Consider the following 17632-nt stretch of genomic DNA (forward strand, 5'->3'; position numbering starts at 1 on the left):
TTAATGAGGTTTTTGTTTTTAATAGCTTTTTATCTTTAGTACCGTACTGTGAAAACCAAAACTGATATTAAATATACTGGATACGAGATTGTTAATAGATATAAATTATTACAAAGGTTTGTTGCAGATTATGACGTTGATAATTGAGGTCCTATATTAGATAATAAAGTAAGTATTTACAATGTTAATAAGAATCAATGTGTAATGGCTTTGTTGCACAAAGGTGTTGGTAAGGTCTGATTCAGTAATATAATTTCCGAATGAATAAGTCTGCACCTAAAACCTATCGTACAACGAATTGGTCTTCTTACAACCAAGCTTTGGTGAATCGAGGGAATCTCTCGAACTGGTTTGATCCTACTACCCAATGGTATGCGCCATTAAAAAGCAAACAAGGATGAAATCAAACCTACTCCGATACAGTAATTCAATGCTGTTTGATGATCAAATTTCTATTTCGTTTAACTTTACGAATGGCCTTGGGATTTATTTAAAACCTCATTCAAAGTTGTGGTTTAGATTGGGCTGCACCAGATTACTCAACTCTTTGCAGAAGACAAAAGCATAGTGATTTGCGATTGGCTATCAAAAAAGCAGTAATGGATTACATCTACTTGTGGATTCTACTGGTTTAAAGTTTTTAGGTGAAGGTGAATGGAAAAGGAAGAAATACCAACCCGATTATCGTCGCCAATGGCGTAAATTACACATAGAGTTAGATGCCAAAATCCTGCAAAGACGTGCAGTTCAGCTCACAACGAACAATCTCAGTGATTCCACAGGTACTCGGTGATTTACTTCATCAAATTCCACAAGAAGAACAAATAGACTCAGTCTATGCCGATGGTGCTTATGACACTAAGATTTGCCGTCAATTGATTGCATCTAGAAAAGCTCATGTCGTTATTCCACCAAGAAAGAATGCGAAGCTGTGGAAAGATATAAAAACTCATTCACTAGAAAGAAATGAACGATTAAGAACGATTAAGCATTTGGGCAGGACGATATGGAAAAATTGGATAGGCTATCATCGAAGAAGTTTAGTGGAAACTAAGATGCACTGTATCAAACTATTAGGAGATAAACTGACTGCTGGGAACTTCCAAAGCCAAGTGAATGAGATTCACGCACGCGTAGCAGTGCTCAATAAATTTATTAAATTAGGTCGTCCATATACTAGAGTTGTGACTTAAATTTATGTCACTTAGGAAAACTCTAACTTTCAAGACTTTGTGCAACAAAGTCCTAAAAAACCAGAGATTAAAAATGATTGTGCGAAAGTATATTTGCAGTTGAGAGACAAAAAACCCAATCCAAGCAGTTTTTATACATTTAGTCCGAAAGAAGCCTATTTACTTGAACAATTTAGCGTTTTGCATTTTTTTGAAATTGTACGTAACAATCATCGTCAATTTTTAGATGGTTTAGAAGAATTATTTGAAATATATATGCATAATCCTCCTTATAATCTAAGAGATTTACCTTTGCCAGAACAGGCTGATATTAATTGGGGGGGCACTGTTTTACCTAATTTAAGAGAAACAATGGATCGCATAGATTATGCTTATGCAAAAATAAAATCAGGAGATTTTACTTATCTTAATTATGTTGGTGAAATTAGTTCTGATCAGAAAGGTATAAGCGAGTTTTCCCCTCATTGGATGGATGATTTACCCTATGATAAAGTTAAAAAATGTTGGGATTATCATTCAATAGCAACAAGTTATGCTTCAGTTATAGGACAAACATATCCAACCTATTGGGATATGGATACGCTTATTTATGATTTTAAAAAAATCGATATATTTAATAATATTATCCTTGATTTGCCAAACAGTTATCCAATTTATCGTATAAATCCAGAAATAATGGTTAAGTCTAATGAAAAGTTAGAAAAAACAGGCATCTATTTGTGTGAAGAAATAGGGGATCGGATCGAATTTATGGCAGCAAGCGAAGAAGAAGATAATGGTGTAGCAAGCGTTCTTGCTGTTGGGCACGATCCAGACACATATGAAACATTGTATGCTGAAGCGAATTGGATATTAATTGAAAGAATTGCAGATGATGGTGGTTCTGCAGAAATGATCCAAACTGACAGTTTAAAAGGCTTTGCAGAACAAAGTTGCCCAAGATCAGGATATTGGTGGAGTCCAGCAAACAAATCTCAATCTCGTTATTTTGAACAAGGAGAAATTTTTCCAAAAATTGAAAATAGTGATTGGGGTGAAACGATTTGGTATTTAGAAATCACTAATGAACTACAGTGAAATATTTAAAGATTAAACTGCAAGAAATGGCGCTTTCATAAAGCGAAACTTGGTTATATTCCAGAACGCGTTATTACATAAAATCCCATCGAACTGCATGGGATTTTATGTTGATTATTAAGTGAATATGTTGGTTTATTGACTTTGCGTTGAGTCTTGTACTGGAGTTGGAATGGTAGCCTTTGATTGTTGTTGAGTTAAAATCAAGTGTGCGATCATGCCAATACAAATTCCCCAGAAAACCGAACTAAATCCTAAAAAATGCATACCCGAAACAGTGGCGAGAAAAGTAATAATGGCAGCATCTCGTTGTGTTTCATCTTTCATTGCAATACCAAGATTGGTGGTAATTGCTCCGAGTAAGGCCAATCCAGCAAGCGCTGCAATCAGCTCTTTGGGAAGTATGCTAAATAGCATCACCAAACTCCCTGCAAACAATCCTCCTAAAATATAGAAAATACCATTGGCAATACCTGCGATGTAGCGTTTTTCTTTCAGTTCATGTGAATCTTTACCCGTGCAAAGTGCAGCAGTAATCGCTGCTAACACAATCGTGATTCCACCAGTAAAAGCCACAGCAATTGAAGTGATACTGGCTATGCTTAAAATCGGTTTAGCAGGTGTGTCGTAATGATTAATTTTGAGAATTGCCATACCTGGCAAGAACTGACCCGTTAAACTGACAATTGTAAGTGGAATTGCAAGATTTAGTGTAGAAGACCATGTCCATTCTGGACTGATCAGAACAGGAACTGCCAATGAAAAATCCATTGGTACTGGATTGATTTTTCCAAAGATAAAACTGAGCGCAATACCTGAAAATAATACCCAAATTATGGCATAGCGAGGTGAAAAGCGTTTTGCCAGTAAAAAACAGATCAGCATACCAAAAACCACATAGGGCATTGTGTCGGTAGCTTTAAACAGACCTAAACCAAACTGGAACAAAATTCCAGCCATCATTCCTGCTGCCAGCCCTTGTGGTATCCATTTTAAAAGTTTGTCAAAAGAACCAGTAATCCCAATGATAAAAATAATGATTGCAGAAGTAATATAGGCTGCAACAACTTCATGGAGAGAAATATGCGGAAATAGAGCCACCAAGAGCGCCGTTCCCGGTGCTGACCATGCAGTAATAATCGGCGTTTTAAACTTAATGGATAAAATTATTCCAGTGATTGCCGCACCAATAGAGCTCCCCCAGATCCATGATGCCATCATGGTTGAGGAAACATTGGCTTGTTGAGCGGCCTGAAAAAAAATGATCATTGGCCCTGCATAAGAAATCAGTACAGCTAAAAATCCTGCAACTGTCGCTGATAAAGACCAATCTTGTTTTAACGTTTTGAACAGGGATGCCATTGGGCAAAGCCTCCATGCATTGAATTTCAATGATCCTGCTATATAAAAAAGACCAGCTTTAACCCTGATCGCCACCACCTACAGGAACGATTGAACCTGTCATATAAGAGGATTCATCAGACGCAAGAAATAATATTGCATTGACCTGTTCCTGAATCGAACCATAACGGCCCATAAAAGTACGATCAATGGTTTGATCTACCACATCTTGCATCCATTGTTTTTCATTTTCGGTCAATGCCGTAGTATTGCGTAGAACTTTACGTGGAGGTGCTTCTGTACCACCAGTCGCAACAGCATTAACCCGGATACCATCTTTGGCATGTTCAAATGCAAGTGCTGTGGTTAGACCATTTACACCACCTTTTGAGGCTGAATAGGGCACTCGATGAATACCGCATGTTGCAATAGAGGATACATTAACAATGGTACCTTTTTGATTTTTGATCATTTCGGGCATGACTGCTCGACAACACCATAGAGTTGGAAATAGCGAGCGATGCACTTCTTTGATAATTTCCTCTTCAGAAAACTCTTGAAACGGTTTCATCCAAATTGCACCACCGACATTGTTAATCAGAATGTCAACACGGTTATAGCTTTCAATAGCTTTAGCAACGACAGCTTGAGCACCCGCTAAAGTTTCCAAATCTGCATGGACGGTGATTGCATCACCGCCATTTTTGCTAATTTCAACAAGCACGTCTTCGACATATTCTGAACGATCGGCCATAACCACATGCGCACCTTCCGCTGCCACTTGTAAGGCGACACCACGTCCAATACCTTGTGCTGCACCAGTAATAATGACAACTTTATTTTTGAATCTTAGGCGATCTGACATTCTTCTCAGCTCCTGAACAGTACGATTTTAGTTTGCAGAGAATTTCTCAAATAAGAAGTTTGCAGGTTTAATCCCTTCAGTATCCAACCAGCCTCGAACAGCTTCAACCATAGGTACAGGACCACATAAATAAACATCGACGTCACCGCCATTTAACCAGTCATTGTCAATATGACCTGTCACATAACCTTTGCGTTCATGTGTTGATTCAGCATGTGCAACGACTGTACGGTATTCAAACCATGGCAGTTTATTTTGCAGTTCATTGAGCTTTTCAAGTGCCACAAGGTCAAAGTCATTGGTTACTCCAAATACTAAGCGTACAGGGTGTTGTGAGCCTTTGTCTTCAAGCACTTGTAACATCGACATAAACGGTGCAATACCTGTCCCGCCTGCCAACATAATGACAGGACGAACTACATTACGAAGGTAAAAACTTCCAAATGGACCAGTAAAGGTCATTTTGTCACCCGCTTTGGCATTGGCACTTAAAAAGTCACTCATCTTTCCATTTGGAACATTACGTACCACAAAGCCTGTTAAGCGATTTCCGGGTTTAGAACTGAAGGAATAAGAACGCGTTTCAGTAGTTTGTGGAATTGCCACATTGACATACTGACCTGCAAGAAAATGAATATCAGGCTGACCTTCATCTAATTGAATATCGAAAGTGATGGTGGAATCAGAGAGTTTTTCCACACGAGATAATGTGCCTTGAAATGCATGAATTTCGGTTTTGCATACTTCAGATGAAGCTTGAATCTGGAATACTGCGTCAGAAGAAGGTCTGCATTGGCAGGCCAAGATATAGCCTTGTTCAGCCTCTTCTGGTGTTAAAGCATCTTCAATATAACTTTCTTCAGGCATGTCAAACGAACCCGATTCACAAAAAGCACGACATGTACCGCAAGCACCATCACGGCAATCTAAAGGAATATTGATTTTCTGGCGATATGCTGCATCAGATAAAGTTTCACCTTGTGTAACTGAGATAAAACGCGTTACGCCATCTTCAAATTGAAGAGCAACATTGTGGTTTGACATGGCTGAAAATCCTATAAAAATCTTTAAAACTTTTGAGTGCTTTAGCCAACTTTCCATTTGACTAAAGCAAACACCTCATATTTTTTACACCATTCGAGATAAAAAATTAGAGGTGGTAAATATCGATGACTTGATTGATGTAGTCATTTTTTAACACCACATATTTATTGAGAATCTGTGGTTGTGTAGCAGAAAAGTCGATGACATAACGAGACATACCAAAGTAGCTATAACTGTTTTTGTAACGAAAGCTCAGCGTATTCCAGTTAAAGCGGACTGTGACTTTGTCACCATCTCTTTCGATAATTTCAATATTGCTAATATTGTGGCAAGTGCGTGTATCAGGCATGGTTGCTGAAGAACGCTCAGTTTTAATCCGGAAAACACGGTCTTCCAAACCTTGACGGTCTGGGTAATAAATCAAGGAAATTTCAGACTGAGGATCTTCGGTTAAACGATCATCATCATCCCACGCAGGCATCCAAAAACATGCCGAGGGTGAGTAGCAGGCCAGCCATTGATCCCATTGTTCATCATCTAAAAAACGAGCTTCGCGGTAGAGAAATTGCGCAATATTTTCTAAAGAAATTTGATCGATGTTTGCAGTTGCATTCATGCTGTTGCTCCTTGCTGAGATGTTTCTTGTTGAGCAAGATTTTTTTCAGATTGAATGGCATGTTTCATCATTTCTAACCAGTATTGATGTTGGGCGAGATATAAGCCTTCATCTTCTGTTTTAATACCACTCAGTTTAGGTTTTAAACCAATTTCATTGGCCGCATCATCTGGGCCTTGAATCCAGTGTTTTGACCCACGACACATGTCATTCCATTCAAGCTCAATACCAGCATAACCCGCTTGACAAGCACGGAATTCTTCAAGATCATCAGGAGTTGCCATGCCCGAAGCATTAAAGAAATCTTCGTATTGGCGAATACGGCGTGCACGTGCTTCAGGGCTTTCACCGACGGGTGCAATACAGTAAATCGTCACTTCAGTTTTATTGACTGAAATTGGACGTAATACACGAATTTGTGAACCAAATTGATCCATGAAATAGACATTTGGGTAAAGGCATAAGTTACGTGAACGTTCGATCATCCATTTCGACATTGGCGCACCGAATTTTTCAGTATACTCATCTGCTTTTGGATAATTAGGACGATCTTCAGGATTTGCCCATTGAGTCCATAACAGCATATGTCCATGTTCGAAACCGTATGAGCCACCCCCTTGTTTGCCCCAAGCACCTGCACTCATTGCACGTACATTGTCATTTTCTTGCTGTTTTTCTTTACGTTGCTGAGTGGTCGCAGCGTAGTTCCAATGTACAGCTGAAACATGATAACCATCTGCACCATTTTCAGCAGTCAGTTTCCAGTTGCCTTCATAGGTATAGGTTGAAGCACCACGTAAAACCTCTAAGCCTTGCTCAGATTGATCTACAATCATGTCAATGATTTTGGTTGTTTCACCTAAAAATTCTTCTAAACTTGGCACATCTGGATTTAAACTGCCAAATAAAAAACCTTTATAGCTTTCAAAACGTGCTACTTTTTTCAGGTCGTGTGAACCTTCTTTATTGAAGCAGTCCGAATACCCAGCATCACTTGGATCTTTAACCTTGAGTAATTTCCCAGAGTTATTAAATGTCCATCCATGGAATGGGCATGTATAAGTCGCTTTATTACCACGCTTATGGCGGCAAAGCTGTGCGCCACGGTGTGAACACGCATTGATCATGGCATTTAATTCACCATTGCGATTACGCGCAATCATAATGGGCTGACGACCCATATTCGTGGTGTAATAATCGTTGTTATTTGGAATTTGGCTTTCATGTGCCAAGTAAACCCAGTTGCCTTCAAAGATGTATTTCATTTCTAGGTCAAAAAGGGCTTGGTCTGTGAAAACAGAACGATGAAGTTTAAATTCACCCGTTTCAAAATTATCGACTAAGAGTTCGTCAATCCGATCAAGATGGCTGGTGTTTATAACAGGAATACGTGGCATATGGGTTCTCCGACTTTCCAAATGAGAGGAAGTCCCCGAAGTGCTGCAATAGTGCAAACATTTCGGTTCCGTGCGTGTGGGTTTAAGCGCTTGCGCGACGACGATCTACTTCTGTAGATGGTGCTTTAGATTGTTCTTTTACTAGTACTACATTGAATAAAATGCGTTTAAAGGGTTTGTTGAGACCACGATGGGCAATTTCAGCTTCATCACTGATATCAATAGCTGTCGCCACTAAGCCATCACGTGTTGCAAAAGCAAAATCATCCCAAAGGTATTGATCACCTTCGATGTTGAATTGTGTGGTTAATTTACGATAGCCGGGTGCAGATACGAAATAATGCACATGAGATGGACGGTTACCATGGCGACCTAATTTGTTCAGTACAAACTGAGTCGTCCCTTGCGGTGGACAACCATAGCCAACGGGCATAGTTGTTTGTGCAACATACTGACCATTGCTATCAGTCAATATGCTACGGCGGAGATTAAAATCTGACTGTGATTTATCGAAGAAAGAATAATTACCTAAACTGTTGGCATGCCAAATTTCAACTTTAGCATTTGGAATAATATTGCCATCTGTATCAGTTACCGTACCTTCAATAAATAGGGTCTCGATTTTATCGCTTTCTGATCCATCATCCATACGAGAAAAGCCGACAGATTCAGGCGCACCAGCGACATATAATGGACCTTCAATAGTACGGGGTGTACCACTTGTAATTCCAGCTTTAGCATCTGCTTCATCAGCACGTAAATCTAGATAATGTTCCAAACCTAAACCCGCTGCTAAAAGACAAAGTTCATTGGCTTGACCTGCATCGGTAAAATATTCTAGGCCTTTCCATAATTCGCTTTGTGAAATGTCTAAATCTTCAATGGCCTGGAATAAGTCAGCTAATAAACGTACCACCACTTGTTGTACGCGTGTATCAACTGCACCTATTGCAGTGTCTACATTCATTTGTTTGACCAAAGTGTCGATTTCTTGACGGTTCATACCAGATCTCCTGCAGTATGCGTGGTTTGGCATTGCATACGAAAAATTCGCTTGAAACTTTGCTGTCCACTTTCCATGTTCTTCATGCGCGAAACTTAAAGCTTAAACTGTTGAAAGTGATTCATTGGGCTAACAGAATGTGATTCTTTGGCTGGCTGTGAATATCAAAAGTTTTACAGTCTTGCTTTACATCTTGCTTTTGATATACCTTAAAAGAATGGATGATCGCTGTCTAAGATCAAATTTGCATTTTTTTATATCTTAAAGGTATGGAGTTTGAGATGGAACTCAGGCATTTGCGCTATTTTGTTGCTGTTGTAGAAGAACAAAGTTTTACTAAAGCAGCAGAGAAGCTTTATATTGCTCAGCCCCCACTGAGTAGACAGATTCAAAACCTTGAAGGTGAATTGGGTATAGCGCTTTTTGAACGAGGAAGCCGTCCTTTAAAAACCACAGAAGCTGGGCATTTTTTTTATCAACACGCTGTTAAACTTTTGTCTAATGCCGAAGAAGTAAAGTCCATGACTAAGCGAATTGGCTTAATTGAAAAAACGGTGACTATGGGTTTTGTGGGTTCTTTACTGTATGGATTATTACCCAAAATCGTTTATATGTTTCGCCAACAGCAACCACATTTAAAAATTGAGCTGATTGAAATGAGTACCAAAGACCAAATTCAGGCGCTTAAAGAGGGACGTATTGATGTTGGATTTGGACGTTTAAGAATTTCTGATCCTGCCATTAGGCGAGTTTTATTACGAGAGGAGCCGTTAATGTTGGCTGTTCATATCAGTCACCATCTCGCTACAGATTCTAAAGGCACTTATTTTGCCGATATTGCAGATGAGAACTTATTTCTTTACCCAAGTCATCCTAAGCCCAATTTTTCCACTCAAGTTCGTCATTTATTTTCTGAACATGGGCTAGATCCTAAAAATTTAAAAGAAGTTCGAGAAATTCAACTGGCTTTGGGATTGGTCGCTGCGGGTGAAGGCGTTTGTATTGTGCCTGAGAGTGCAAAAACCATTCAATTGCCGAATTTAATCTATATCCCATTGTTAGATAGCTCTGCAAAAAGTCCAATTTTTATGGCAATACGCTGTATGGATGAAAGCGAAAATATTCGGTCTTTATTTGATTGTATTTATCAGGTTTATGATTTAGAGGGTTTTCAATATGATCGTGCGAGCTTTACGACGATATATTAGGCTTCTTTCCTAAGTTCTTTTTTAAATCATAAATCAACATAAAATCCCCCTCATCCTAGCCTTCTCCCCCAAGGGAGAAGGGACTTTCAATACCAATTTTATTCACACCATATGATCATTTTTTCGATTTATGAAAAATCCATTCAGTCCAATCATTGAATGAAAAGTCATTTATAGATGTTATTTTACGTGAAAAGTAACATATTGAAAAATCAGAAAAAGTCGATTGATTTGTTCTAATACTCTAAAAATATCGAGATAATCATTAAAATAAAAAATAAATCATTGAAAATATAAAGCCCGATTTCTTTATTAATTCTTTTTAATCCCTTGTTTATTCAATAAAAAATATTAAACCGACTTTTAAGGTATGGATATATATGCAATCGGTTTTGGACAAAAAATAACAGCTGCCTCATTGTTTGAAAAAATTTCGTAGCGTTTCACCGCAGGAGGCAAAAGTGCAAACGAGTAAACTAAATATTAATCGCATCGTGGATGAAGCAAAATTCAGCCCTTTTCATTGGGGCGTTCTATTGTGGTGTTTATTAATTATTATTTTTGATGGTTATGATCTGGTTATTTATGGCGTAGCTTTACCTTTATTGATGCAAGAGTGGGGATTAACTGCTGTACAAGCAGGCTTGCTGGCCAGCACAGCACTTTTTGGCATGATGTTTGGTGCAATGAGTTTTGGAACACTGTCTGATAAGTTGGGCCGTAAAAAAACCATCATGATTTGTGTGGCTATTTTTAGTGGATTTACTTTTCTCGGTGCATTTGCATCAACCCCCGTTGAATTTGGGATTCTCAGATTTTTAGCAGGACTTGGTATTGGTGGTGTGATGCCGAACGTGGTGGCTTTAATGACTGAGTATGCACCTAAACGTATACGTAGCACACTGGTCGCTGTGATGTTTAGTGGCTATGCCATTGGTGGTATGACATCTGCCTTGCTTGGTGCTTGGCTGGTGGTCGATTATGGTTGGAAAATCATGTTTTATATCGCGATTATCCCATTCTTAGCTTTACCCCTTATTTGGAAGTTTTTACCTGAATCATTGATGTTTCTAACTCATCAAGGCAAGACCGATCAAGTGCGAGAAGTGGTACAGAAAATTGCACCGCAGCAACAGATTCATACCTCGACTCAATTTGAATTAAATGAAGTCACTGCTGGTGATGAAGCACCGTTACGTGCATTGTTTCAGCAAGGTCGTCGATCAAGCACAGTAATGTTCTGGATTGCTTTCTTTATGTGTTTATTGATGGTTTATGCACTCGGAAGTTGGTTGCCTAAATTAATGATCCAAGCAGGCTATTCACTAGGTGCAAGTATGATCTTCTTATTTGCATTAAATATTGGTGGCATGGTTGGTGCAATTGGTGGTGGTGCTTTGGCGGATAAATTTCATATTAAACCCGTATTGACCATCATGTTTACAGTTGGTGCGATTGCGCTCATTTTCCTTGGTTTTAAAAGCCCACAATTCATTCTCTATACCTTGATTGCAATTGCTGGTGCAGCAACCATTGGTTCACAAATTTTACTCTATACCTTTGTTGCACAATTTTATCCTGCAACAGTACGTTCTACAGGTATGGGGTGGGCATCAGGCATTGGACGAATTGGTGCCATTGTTGGACCAGTCTTAACAGGTGCATTGCTGACCTTAGAGTTACCTCACCAAATGAATTTTCTTGTTATCGCTGTTCCTGGATTTATTGCAGCACTGGCAATATTCTTTGTGAATTTAAATGCTTCAGTGGAAAAAACTCAAACGGCCGAAGCACCAACAACTCAACAAAATATTGTTGGAAATACAATTAACTAAGCTCGTAAACCAAACTCACGCACAAACTGACTTGGTATTTCAGCCTGAATCATGAGGATTAAGGCTGGTTCAAAATAATCAATCGTAGAGAATAGGATGCTTTCTACAATGAAAAAATTTAACTACAACATTATTTTGGTGTCAATGGGATTACTTAGCCTAAATATGGCACATGCAGATTCATTAACAGAAGTTGAGCAGTTACGTAATGAAGTTAAACAATTACGTGAAATGATTGAACAACAGCAACAGGTGCAAAATAAGCAAATTGTGGCATTGGAAAACAATGTTAAAACGGCACAGGTTGTATCGCAGGCAAAAGATCAAAGCTTTGCACGAACAAAAGCAGGCGCAGAAGTAACACTATATGGGAATATCCGTGCGGATCTATTGTATCAGTCGGAAGGTGGAAGTGCCGATCGACTGTATAATCAGATCAATACCGTACCGCTTAAAGGCCATAATGAAAGTAGTGATCAATTAAAATCGACACTTGCCGCGACTCGTTTAGGTTTAGATTTTAAAACTGCTGACAAAGATATTTCTGGAAAAATAGAAGTTGATTTCTTAGGTGCGAATGATGGACTTAGAATTCGCCATGCCTATTTTAATTATGGTCAGTGGTTGATTGGTCAAACATGGTCTAACTTTGCAGTGCCTGATTATATGCCAGAAACAATTGATGCTTTGGGTTATGTGGGGGGCGCTGTTAAACGTGATGCACAAATTCGTTATACCCATAAATTTAATGCAGAAACACAGCTGGTAACGGCTTTGGAAGATTCCAAAGATGCCTTTTCGAATATGCGGATCCCGGTTTTATCAACTCGATTAAATCAATCATTTGCTGATCGAGCGGGTGCATTGAGTTTGCGAGGCATGGTTAGTGAAAAGAGAACAGTTGCTGATAATGAACTCGCTTGGGGTGTTGGACTTGGAGCAAAATACGATATTTCTGCAAAAACCACACTTAAAGCAGATTATTATCATGTTAAAGGTGACTCCAGTTTAGTGTCATGGACGAACCAAGGCTTTACCATAGATGCCAATAAAAACATCATGGCGCTGAATCAATTTGACTCAATCACTGTTGGAGTGACGCAACAGTTTAACTCACAATGGCGAGGAACATTGGGATATGGCTATATGAAAGCGGATGAAAATCAGGAGTATATTCGATATTTAAGTGATCCAACCAAAGCCAATAAAACACTTTGGCAAGCTTGGGCCAATGTATTTTATAGCCCGAAAAAGCCATTAAGTTTTGGTCTGGAGTATGTTTATGGTGAGCGTAAAGCCTTTGTTGCAGCGCCTAATGGACAGGATACAGGTGAGGACAATCGTTTTAATGCGGTTGCGATGTATAATTTTTGATAAACATTTCTATTAGTCTTCTTACGAAAATAGGCTTTTAGAGGATATTAAAATGAGGTTAAGTCTTTAAAAAATATCAAACTTATATCATTCTATAAATGTTAATTCATATGGTGATAAAGTTTGTACGGCCATACCTTGCATTTAAAGTTTAAATATATTTGCGTAGGCGATGCCTCCCTTTTAAGGGATGAAAAGGGACAAAAATTCTATGTTGGGTGAGAGGTACGTCCTGTACCCCCACCCAACAGCGACATCCATGTCGCCTCACGATAGAATGACCATGTATGATTCAATAATATATAAAGCTGTTTAATTTATATGATGATCAATTTATGGATTGGTATTAAATAACGACTTTAAAAGCATTTTTTAAAAATAACATGAGTAATTTGATGAAAAACCTCTTTTAATTTGATTTAAATGAGGTTTTTATATTTTTCGTTATTCGTTTAAATTAAGCGGATTCTTTTAAAAATAAACGGATTGCATGACTAAATTTCACAGGTTCTGTAATAAGCGGCGTATGCCCTGAACGTTTAAAAATAATATTTTTTGCATTGGCTAAACTGTCGGAAATTTGCATTTGACCTTCAGCAGGATAGAGGGATGACTTTTCCCCAATAAAGAATGTAGTTGGACATTCCAATTGTGAAATTGCCTGACGATAATCTTCATCATGGTTTAGATAATTATCGATATACCATGTTAAATAATCCATTCGACGGATAGGCAATAAATGTTTTTGTAATTGAGGATGATTAAGCGCCAAATTAAACATAAAGGGGCTTAATTTATTACTGCCTTGAATTTTAATAAAATTTAACCAAATTTGAATCAATTCAGTTCGTGGTTCAATTGGTAATTCATCGACAAAACGATAGTTTGAATATTGATGTAAAAAATCAGAGAAGTCTTTTAGCAATCTTTTAATTTTAAAATACTTTTTCCCAAATAAACCAAATTCCCATGTTTCATCCGTTGGAATTTTAGGGGTTTGGTCAATGTGTAGATAAGCTTTGAGTTTTTCAGCCAAATTGCCATATTGCATCCCATGCATGGCAGTGGTTGCTCCCATGGAATAACCCATAAGAATAAAATTATTTAAATTCAGTTGATCAATTAAGCTGTCAAGGTCACGCCAATGGTTGCTAATCGCATCGATTTCTTGAGGGATCTTACAGGTTCTAGAGCCACCAAATCCGCGCCAATCTGGGATATAAAATTTATAATGTTTGATATTAGGCAGTAAAAAGGGAAGCCATTGCCAACTATGCATGCCTAAACCAGACAAAACCAGTACAGGTTCACCCTGACCAATTTCACGAACAAATAATTTTTCGCCATCTGGCATTGTATAGTGTGGCATGCAGTTTCCTATGAATTCTCTTTATTCTCAAACGCTTTAAGCTGTGGAATGACTTGGTCGAGCCAATTGATCCAGCCCATTTCTAAGTCTATACCCAATTGTAAAATCATTTTGTGAATATATAAAGTTCGATCCAGTTGCTCGATTTGTTCAAAATCTTTGGAAAAAATCTGGCGGTATAGTTTTAAATTTTCACGATGTAATTCTAAATGACGCTCAAGTTCAGGTAAAACAGTATTTCCACCAAATTGTGCTTCTGCCCGTAAGCGAACCATAATTTCTTCGCGAAGCTGGGCAGGTTGGCCTTGTTTGACCATCCAGTCTGCCAGTTCGACGCGTCCAAGTTGCTCAACTTGATAGGTTTTTTTACGGCCATGATCAGACTGATCTTCAAGTGTGGAAATCCAGCCTTTCTTTTGCATGCCGTTAAGTTCACGGTAGATTTGTTGATGCGTTGCATTCCAGAAGAATCCCATAGATCGGTCAAAGCGTCGCGCCAATTCAAAACCTGTACTTGGCTTCTCTATCAGACTGGTCAATAAAACATGGGCTAATGACATTGTGTAATATCACATCAACAAAATGAATATAAAGTCATTATGCAACATGTTGCATAAAAATCAAATCTCGATTATAAATACTCACACTATGCAACTTGTTGCATTAAACAGATATGAAGTGTCATTTAACAGATTGATAGCTAGCGAGAGCACGCCAAGGGAGTTCACATGTCTAATTATCCGCATTTACTTGCGCCTTTAGATTTAGGCTTTACCACATTAAAAAACCGTGTATTGATGGGTTCAATGCATGTTGGACTAGAAGAAGTCCAAGGTGGATATGAACGTATGGCTGCATTTTATGCAGAACGTGCAGCAGGTGGTGTTGGCTTAATTGTGACGGGTGGTATCTCGCCCAATGATCATGGGGTAACATTCTTTGGTGGTTCAAAACTGGATCATTTAGAAGAAGCAGAAAAACATAAGGTCATTACCAAAGCTGTGCATGATGCTGGCGGTAAAATAGCACTGCAAATTTTACATACAGGTCGTTACTCATATCAGCCTGAAAATGTTGCACCATCTGCGATACAAGCGCCCATCAATCCAACTAAACCGCATGCTTTAACTTCAGCAGAAGTTCATCAAACCATTGCAGACTTTGCCAATTGTGCAAAATTGTCACAAATCGCAGGTTATGATGGTGTGGAAATCATGGGATCAGAAGGTTATCTGATCAATGAGTTTATTGCTGCACGAACCAATCATCGCGATGATGAATGGGGAGGAAGTTATGAAAACCGTATCCGGTTCCCGATTGAAATTGTCAGAAGAACACGTCAGGAAGTCGGCGAAAACTTCATCATTATCTATCGTTTATCTATGCTGGATTTGGTTGAAGGTGGCTCTACACTTGAAGAAGTAATTCAACTTGCCAAAGAAATTGAAAAAGCTGGTGCAACCATTATCAATACTGGAATTGGCTGGCACGAAGCACGTATTCCAACCATTGCCACCAAAGTACCGCGTGCCGCATTTACTTGGGTGACTAAAAAATTAAAAGGTTCCGTCAAAGTTCCTTTAATTACCTCGAACCGTATCAATACGCCTGAAATGGCTGAGCATGTCTTGGCTCAAGGTGATGCCGATATCATTTCGATGGCGCGCCCAATGCTTGCAGATTCGCATTTTGTATTGAAAGCTGAACAAGGCCGTGCTGATGAAATCAATACCTGTATCGGTTGTAACCAAGCTTGCTTAGATCATATTTTTTCAATGAAAATTGCAACGTGTTTGGTCAATCCACGTGCATGCTATGAAACTGAACTTATTTTTAAAGAATCACCAGAAGCTAAAAATATTGCTGTGATTGGGGCAGGTCCAGCAGGACTTAGTTTTGCAACATATGCAGCTGATCGTGGACACAAAGTCACAATCTTTGAAGCATCTAATCAGATTGGTGGTCAGTTTAATATTGCAAAAACCATTCCTGGCAAAGAAGAGTTCTATGAAACTTTACGTTATTTTAAACGTAAAATTGAATTACAACCGAATATCAAACTGGTACTTAACCACACTGCAAGCTATGAAGAGTTAGCGACAGGTGACTTTGATGATGTTGTGGTGGCTACAGGTGTAACGCCTCGCCATTTAAATATTGAAGGTATCGATCATCCAAAAGTTTTGTCATATATCGAGGTTTTACGCGAGCGTAAACCTGTCGGTAAGAAAGTGGCAATTATTGGTGCAGGCGGTATTGGTTTTGATACTGCTGAATATCTTTCTCATGAAGGTGAAAGTGGCAGCTTAAATCCACAAAAATTCTATGATGAATGGGGAATTGATACATCATATGAACATGTGGGTGGATTGAAACAACCTGAGATCGAACAATCTCCTCGTGAAATATATTTACTGCAACGTAAAGCCAAATCTGTTGGTGCTGGTTTAGGCAAAACAACAGGTTGGATTCATCGTACAGGTTTAAAACATCGTCATGTCAATATGATTCCTGGCGCAAGTTACGACAAGATTGATGATCAGGGCTTACATATTACGGTTGGCGACAAAACCATGATTTTAGATGTCGACAATGTGGTGATTTGTGCAGGCCAAGAACCTTATACAGCGATGTTTGATCAACTCCAAGCTGATGGAAAATCTGTACATTTGATTGGTGGTGCAAAAGAAGCGGGCGAGTTAGATGCGAAGCGTGCAATTCGCCAAGGTGCTGAATTGGCAGCTGTGATTTAAAAGAATAAACCCTGTTTGAACTCCTTCTCTTTAAATCATGTGTAGTGTGAAGCATGCTGCGAGAGAAGGGACTTCATGACTGGATTTTTAAGAAAATGACTGGAAACGAATTCAAATTATTTCAAATCAAAGGGATATAAAAAATGAGTTATACAAATACCAAGCCTGCAATCAAAAAATGGCACAACATGCTGGAAAGTCGAGACATGAGTCTTTTAAATGAATTACTGGCAGACGATGTGGTTTTTCGTTCACCTGTGGCTTATAACCCCTATGAAGGTAAGCAAGTGGTCTTTTTCATTTTAAGTAATGTGATTCAAATTTTTGAAAACTTTACATATCATCGAGAATTTTTTACAGAAGATGAGCAAAGTGTAGTTTTAGAATTTTCTGCCAATGTGGGTGAAAAAAAATTAAAAGGGATTGATATGATTCGTTTTAATGAACAAGGTCAAATTGTTGATTTTGAAGTGATGATTCGACCAAAAAGTGGTTTGGAAGCATTGGCAGCTCAAATGGGGCAACGTATGGCCAGCTTTATACCTAAAGCCTAATTA

14 protein-coding genes and 1 pseudogene are annotated in these 17632 nt (G+C 38.6%); 7 read left to right on the top strand and 8 right to left on the bottom strand.

Annotation, left to right across the window (positions count from 1 at the left end):
• Positions 1–260 precede the first annotated feature (260 nt).
• Together WFN33_RS01150 and WFN33_RS01155 are read left to right on the top strand one after the other, a co-directional pair.
• Positions 261–1193: pseudogene (locus tag WFN33_RS01150) on the top strand (IS5 family transposase).
• Between the two features lie 39 nt (positions 1194–1232).
• Complete coding sequence (locus tag WFN33_RS01155; RefSeq protein WP_336950932.1) at positions 1233–2270, top strand: hypothetical protein; 1038 nt, start codon at positions 1233–1235, stop codon at positions 2268–2270.
• A gap of 135 nt (positions 2271–2405) precedes the next feature.
• On the opposite strand, the gene benE is transcribed toward WFN33_RS01155, so the two are convergent.
• The 6 genes from benE to catA all read right to left on the bottom strand — a co-directional run bounded on the left by benE (position 2406) and on the right by catA (position 8536).
• Positions 2406–3632, bottom strand: coding sequence for a benzoate/H(+) symporter BenE (gene benE, locus WFN33_RS01160; protein WP_336950933.1), 1227 nt, complete (start codon positions 3630–3632; stop codon positions 2406–2408).
• 58 nt (positions 3633–3690) lie between these two features.
• Positions 3691–4476, bottom strand: coding sequence for a benzoate diol dehydrogenase BenD (gene benD / locus WFN33_RS01165; RefSeq protein WP_336950934.1), 786 nt, complete (start codon positions 4474–4476; stop codon positions 3691–3693).
• A 27-nt stretch (positions 4477–4503) separates the two neighbouring features.
• Positions 4504–5520 carry a benzoate 1,2-dioxygenase electron transfer component BenC gene (benC, locus tag WFN33_RS01170; protein ID WP_336950935.1) on the bottom strand — a complete coding sequence of 339 codons (1017 nt, stop codon included), beginning with the start codon at positions 5518–5520 and terminating at the stop codon, positions 4504–4506.
• A 106-nt stretch (positions 5521–5626) separates the two neighbouring features.
• Positions 5627–6136 (bottom strand): benzoate 1,2-dioxygenase small subunit, encoded by a 510-nt coding sequence (gene benB, locus WFN33_RS01175; protein WP_336950936.1) that lies wholly within the window; start codon positions 6134–6136, stop codon positions 5627–5629.
• Positions 6133–7533, bottom strand: coding sequence for a benzoate 1,2-dioxygenase large subunit (benA, locus tag WFN33_RS01180; RefSeq protein WP_336950937.1), 1401 nt, complete (start codon positions 7531–7533; stop codon positions 6133–6135). Before benA ends, benB begins: the two co-directional genes overlap by 4 nt.
• 82 nt (positions 7534–7615) lie before the next feature.
• Complete coding sequence (gene catA, locus WFN33_RS01185) at positions 7616–8536, bottom strand: catechol 1,2-dioxygenase (protein ID WP_336950938.1); 921 nt, start codon at positions 8534–8536, stop codon at positions 7616–7618.
• A 281-nt stretch (positions 8537–8817) separates the two neighbouring features.
• On the opposite strand from catA, the gene WFN33_RS01190 reads away from it, so the two are divergent.
• The 3 genes from WFN33_RS01190 to WFN33_RS01200 all read left to right on the top strand — a co-directional run bounded on the left by WFN33_RS01190 (position 8818) and on the right by WFN33_RS01200 (position 12953).
• Positions 8818–9744: a LysR family transcriptional regulator gene (locus WFN33_RS01190; RefSeq protein WP_336950939.1), complete on the top strand. Its 927-nt coding sequence runs from the start codon at positions 8818–8820 to the stop codon at positions 9742–9744.
• 461 nt (positions 9745–10205) lie between these two features.
• Complete coding sequence (locus tag WFN33_RS01195; protein ID WP_336950940.1) at positions 10206–11579, top strand: MFS transporter; 1374 nt, start codon at positions 10206–10208, stop codon at positions 11577–11579.
• Positions 11580–11687: 108 nt separating this feature from the next.
• Positions 11688–12953 (top strand): DcaP family trimeric outer membrane transporter, encoded by a 1266-nt coding sequence (locus tag WFN33_RS01200; RefSeq protein WP_336950941.1) that lies wholly within the window; start codon positions 11688–11690, stop codon positions 12951–12953.
• Positions 12954–13410: 457 nt separating this feature from the next.
• Here WFN33_RS01200 and WFN33_RS01205 read toward each other — a convergent pair whose 3' ends face one another.
• Together WFN33_RS01205 and WFN33_RS01210 are read right to left on the bottom strand one after the other, a co-directional pair.
• Entirely contained in the window at positions 13411–14322 is a 912-nt protein-coding gene (locus WFN33_RS01205) for an alpha/beta fold hydrolase (RefSeq protein WP_336950942.1), read from the bottom strand.
• Between the two features lie 8 nt (positions 14323–14330).
• A complete protein-coding gene (locus tag WFN33_RS01210) occupies positions 14331–14882 on the bottom strand; it encodes a PadR family transcriptional regulator (protein WP_004719902.1) in 552 nt (183 codons plus the stop codon).
• A 168-nt stretch (positions 14883–15050) separates the two neighbouring features.
• Between WFN33_RS01210 and WFN33_RS01215 the strand changes: the two genes are divergently transcribed.
• Positions 15051–17075 (top strand): NADPH-dependent 2,4-dienoyl-CoA reductase, encoded by a 2025-nt coding sequence (locus tag WFN33_RS01215; protein ID WP_336950943.1) that lies wholly within the window; start codon positions 15051–15053, stop codon positions 17073–17075.
• A 143-nt stretch (positions 17076–17218) separates the two neighbouring features.
• Positions 17219–17629 carry a nuclear transport factor 2 family protein gene (locus tag WFN33_RS01220; protein WP_336950945.1) on the top strand — a complete coding sequence of 137 codons (411 nt, stop codon included), beginning with the start codon at positions 17219–17221 and terminating at the stop codon, positions 17627–17629.
• The last annotated feature ends 3 nt before the right edge of the window (positions 17630–17632 follow it).

The organism is Acinetobacter sp. AS167 (assembly GCF_037152175.1).
Taxonomy (GTDB): domain Bacteria; phylum Pseudomonadota; class Gammaproteobacteria; order Pseudomonadales; family Moraxellaceae; genus Acinetobacter.

Excerpts from the sequence above, each read along its gene's own strand:
- WFN33_RS01220 (WP_336950945.1), top strand. The coding sequence starts at position 17,219 with ATGAGTTATACAAATACCAAGCCTGCAATCAAAAAATGGCACAACATG.
- benA (WP_336950937.1), bottom strand. The coding sequence starts at position 7,533 with ATGCCACGTATTCCTGTTATAAACACCAGCCATCTTGATCGGATTGAC.
- WFN33_RS01200 (WP_336950941.1), top strand. The coding sequence starts at position 11,688 with ATGAAAAAATTTAACTACAACATTATTTTGGTGTCAATGGGATTACTT.
- benE (WP_336950933.1), bottom strand. The coding sequence starts at position 3,632 with ATGGCATCCCTGTTCAAAACGTTAAAACAAGATTGGTCTTTATCAGCG.
- WFN33_RS01205 (WP_336950942.1), bottom strand. The coding sequence starts at position 14,322 with ATGCCACACTATACAATGCCAGATGGCGAAAAATTATTTGTTCGTGAA.
- catA (WP_336950938.1), bottom strand. The coding sequence starts at position 8,536 with ATGAACCGTCAAGAAATCGACACTTTGGTCAAACAAATGAATGTAGAC.
- benB (WP_336950936.1), bottom strand. The coding sequence starts at position 6,136 with ATGAATGCAACTGCAAACATCGATCAAATTTCTTTAGAAAATATTGCG.
- WFN33_RS01190 (WP_336950939.1), top strand. The coding sequence starts at position 8,818 with ATGGAACTCAGGCATTTGCGCTATTTTGTTGCTGTTGTAGAAGAACAA.
- benD (WP_336950934.1), bottom strand. The coding sequence starts at position 4,476 with ATGTCAGATCGCCTAAGATTCAAAAATAAAGTTGTCATTATTACTGGT.
- benC (WP_336950935.1), bottom strand. The coding sequence starts at position 5,520 with ATGTCAAACCACAATGTTGCTCTTCAATTTGAAGATGGCGTAACGCGT.
- WFN33_RS01210 (WP_004719902.1), bottom strand. The coding sequence starts at position 14,882 with ATGTCATTAGCCCATGTTTTATTGACCAGTCTGATAGAGAAGCCAAGT.
- WFN33_RS01215 (WP_336950943.1), top strand. The coding sequence starts at position 15,051 with ATGTCTAATTATCCGCATTTACTTGCGCCTTTAGATTTAGGCTTTACC.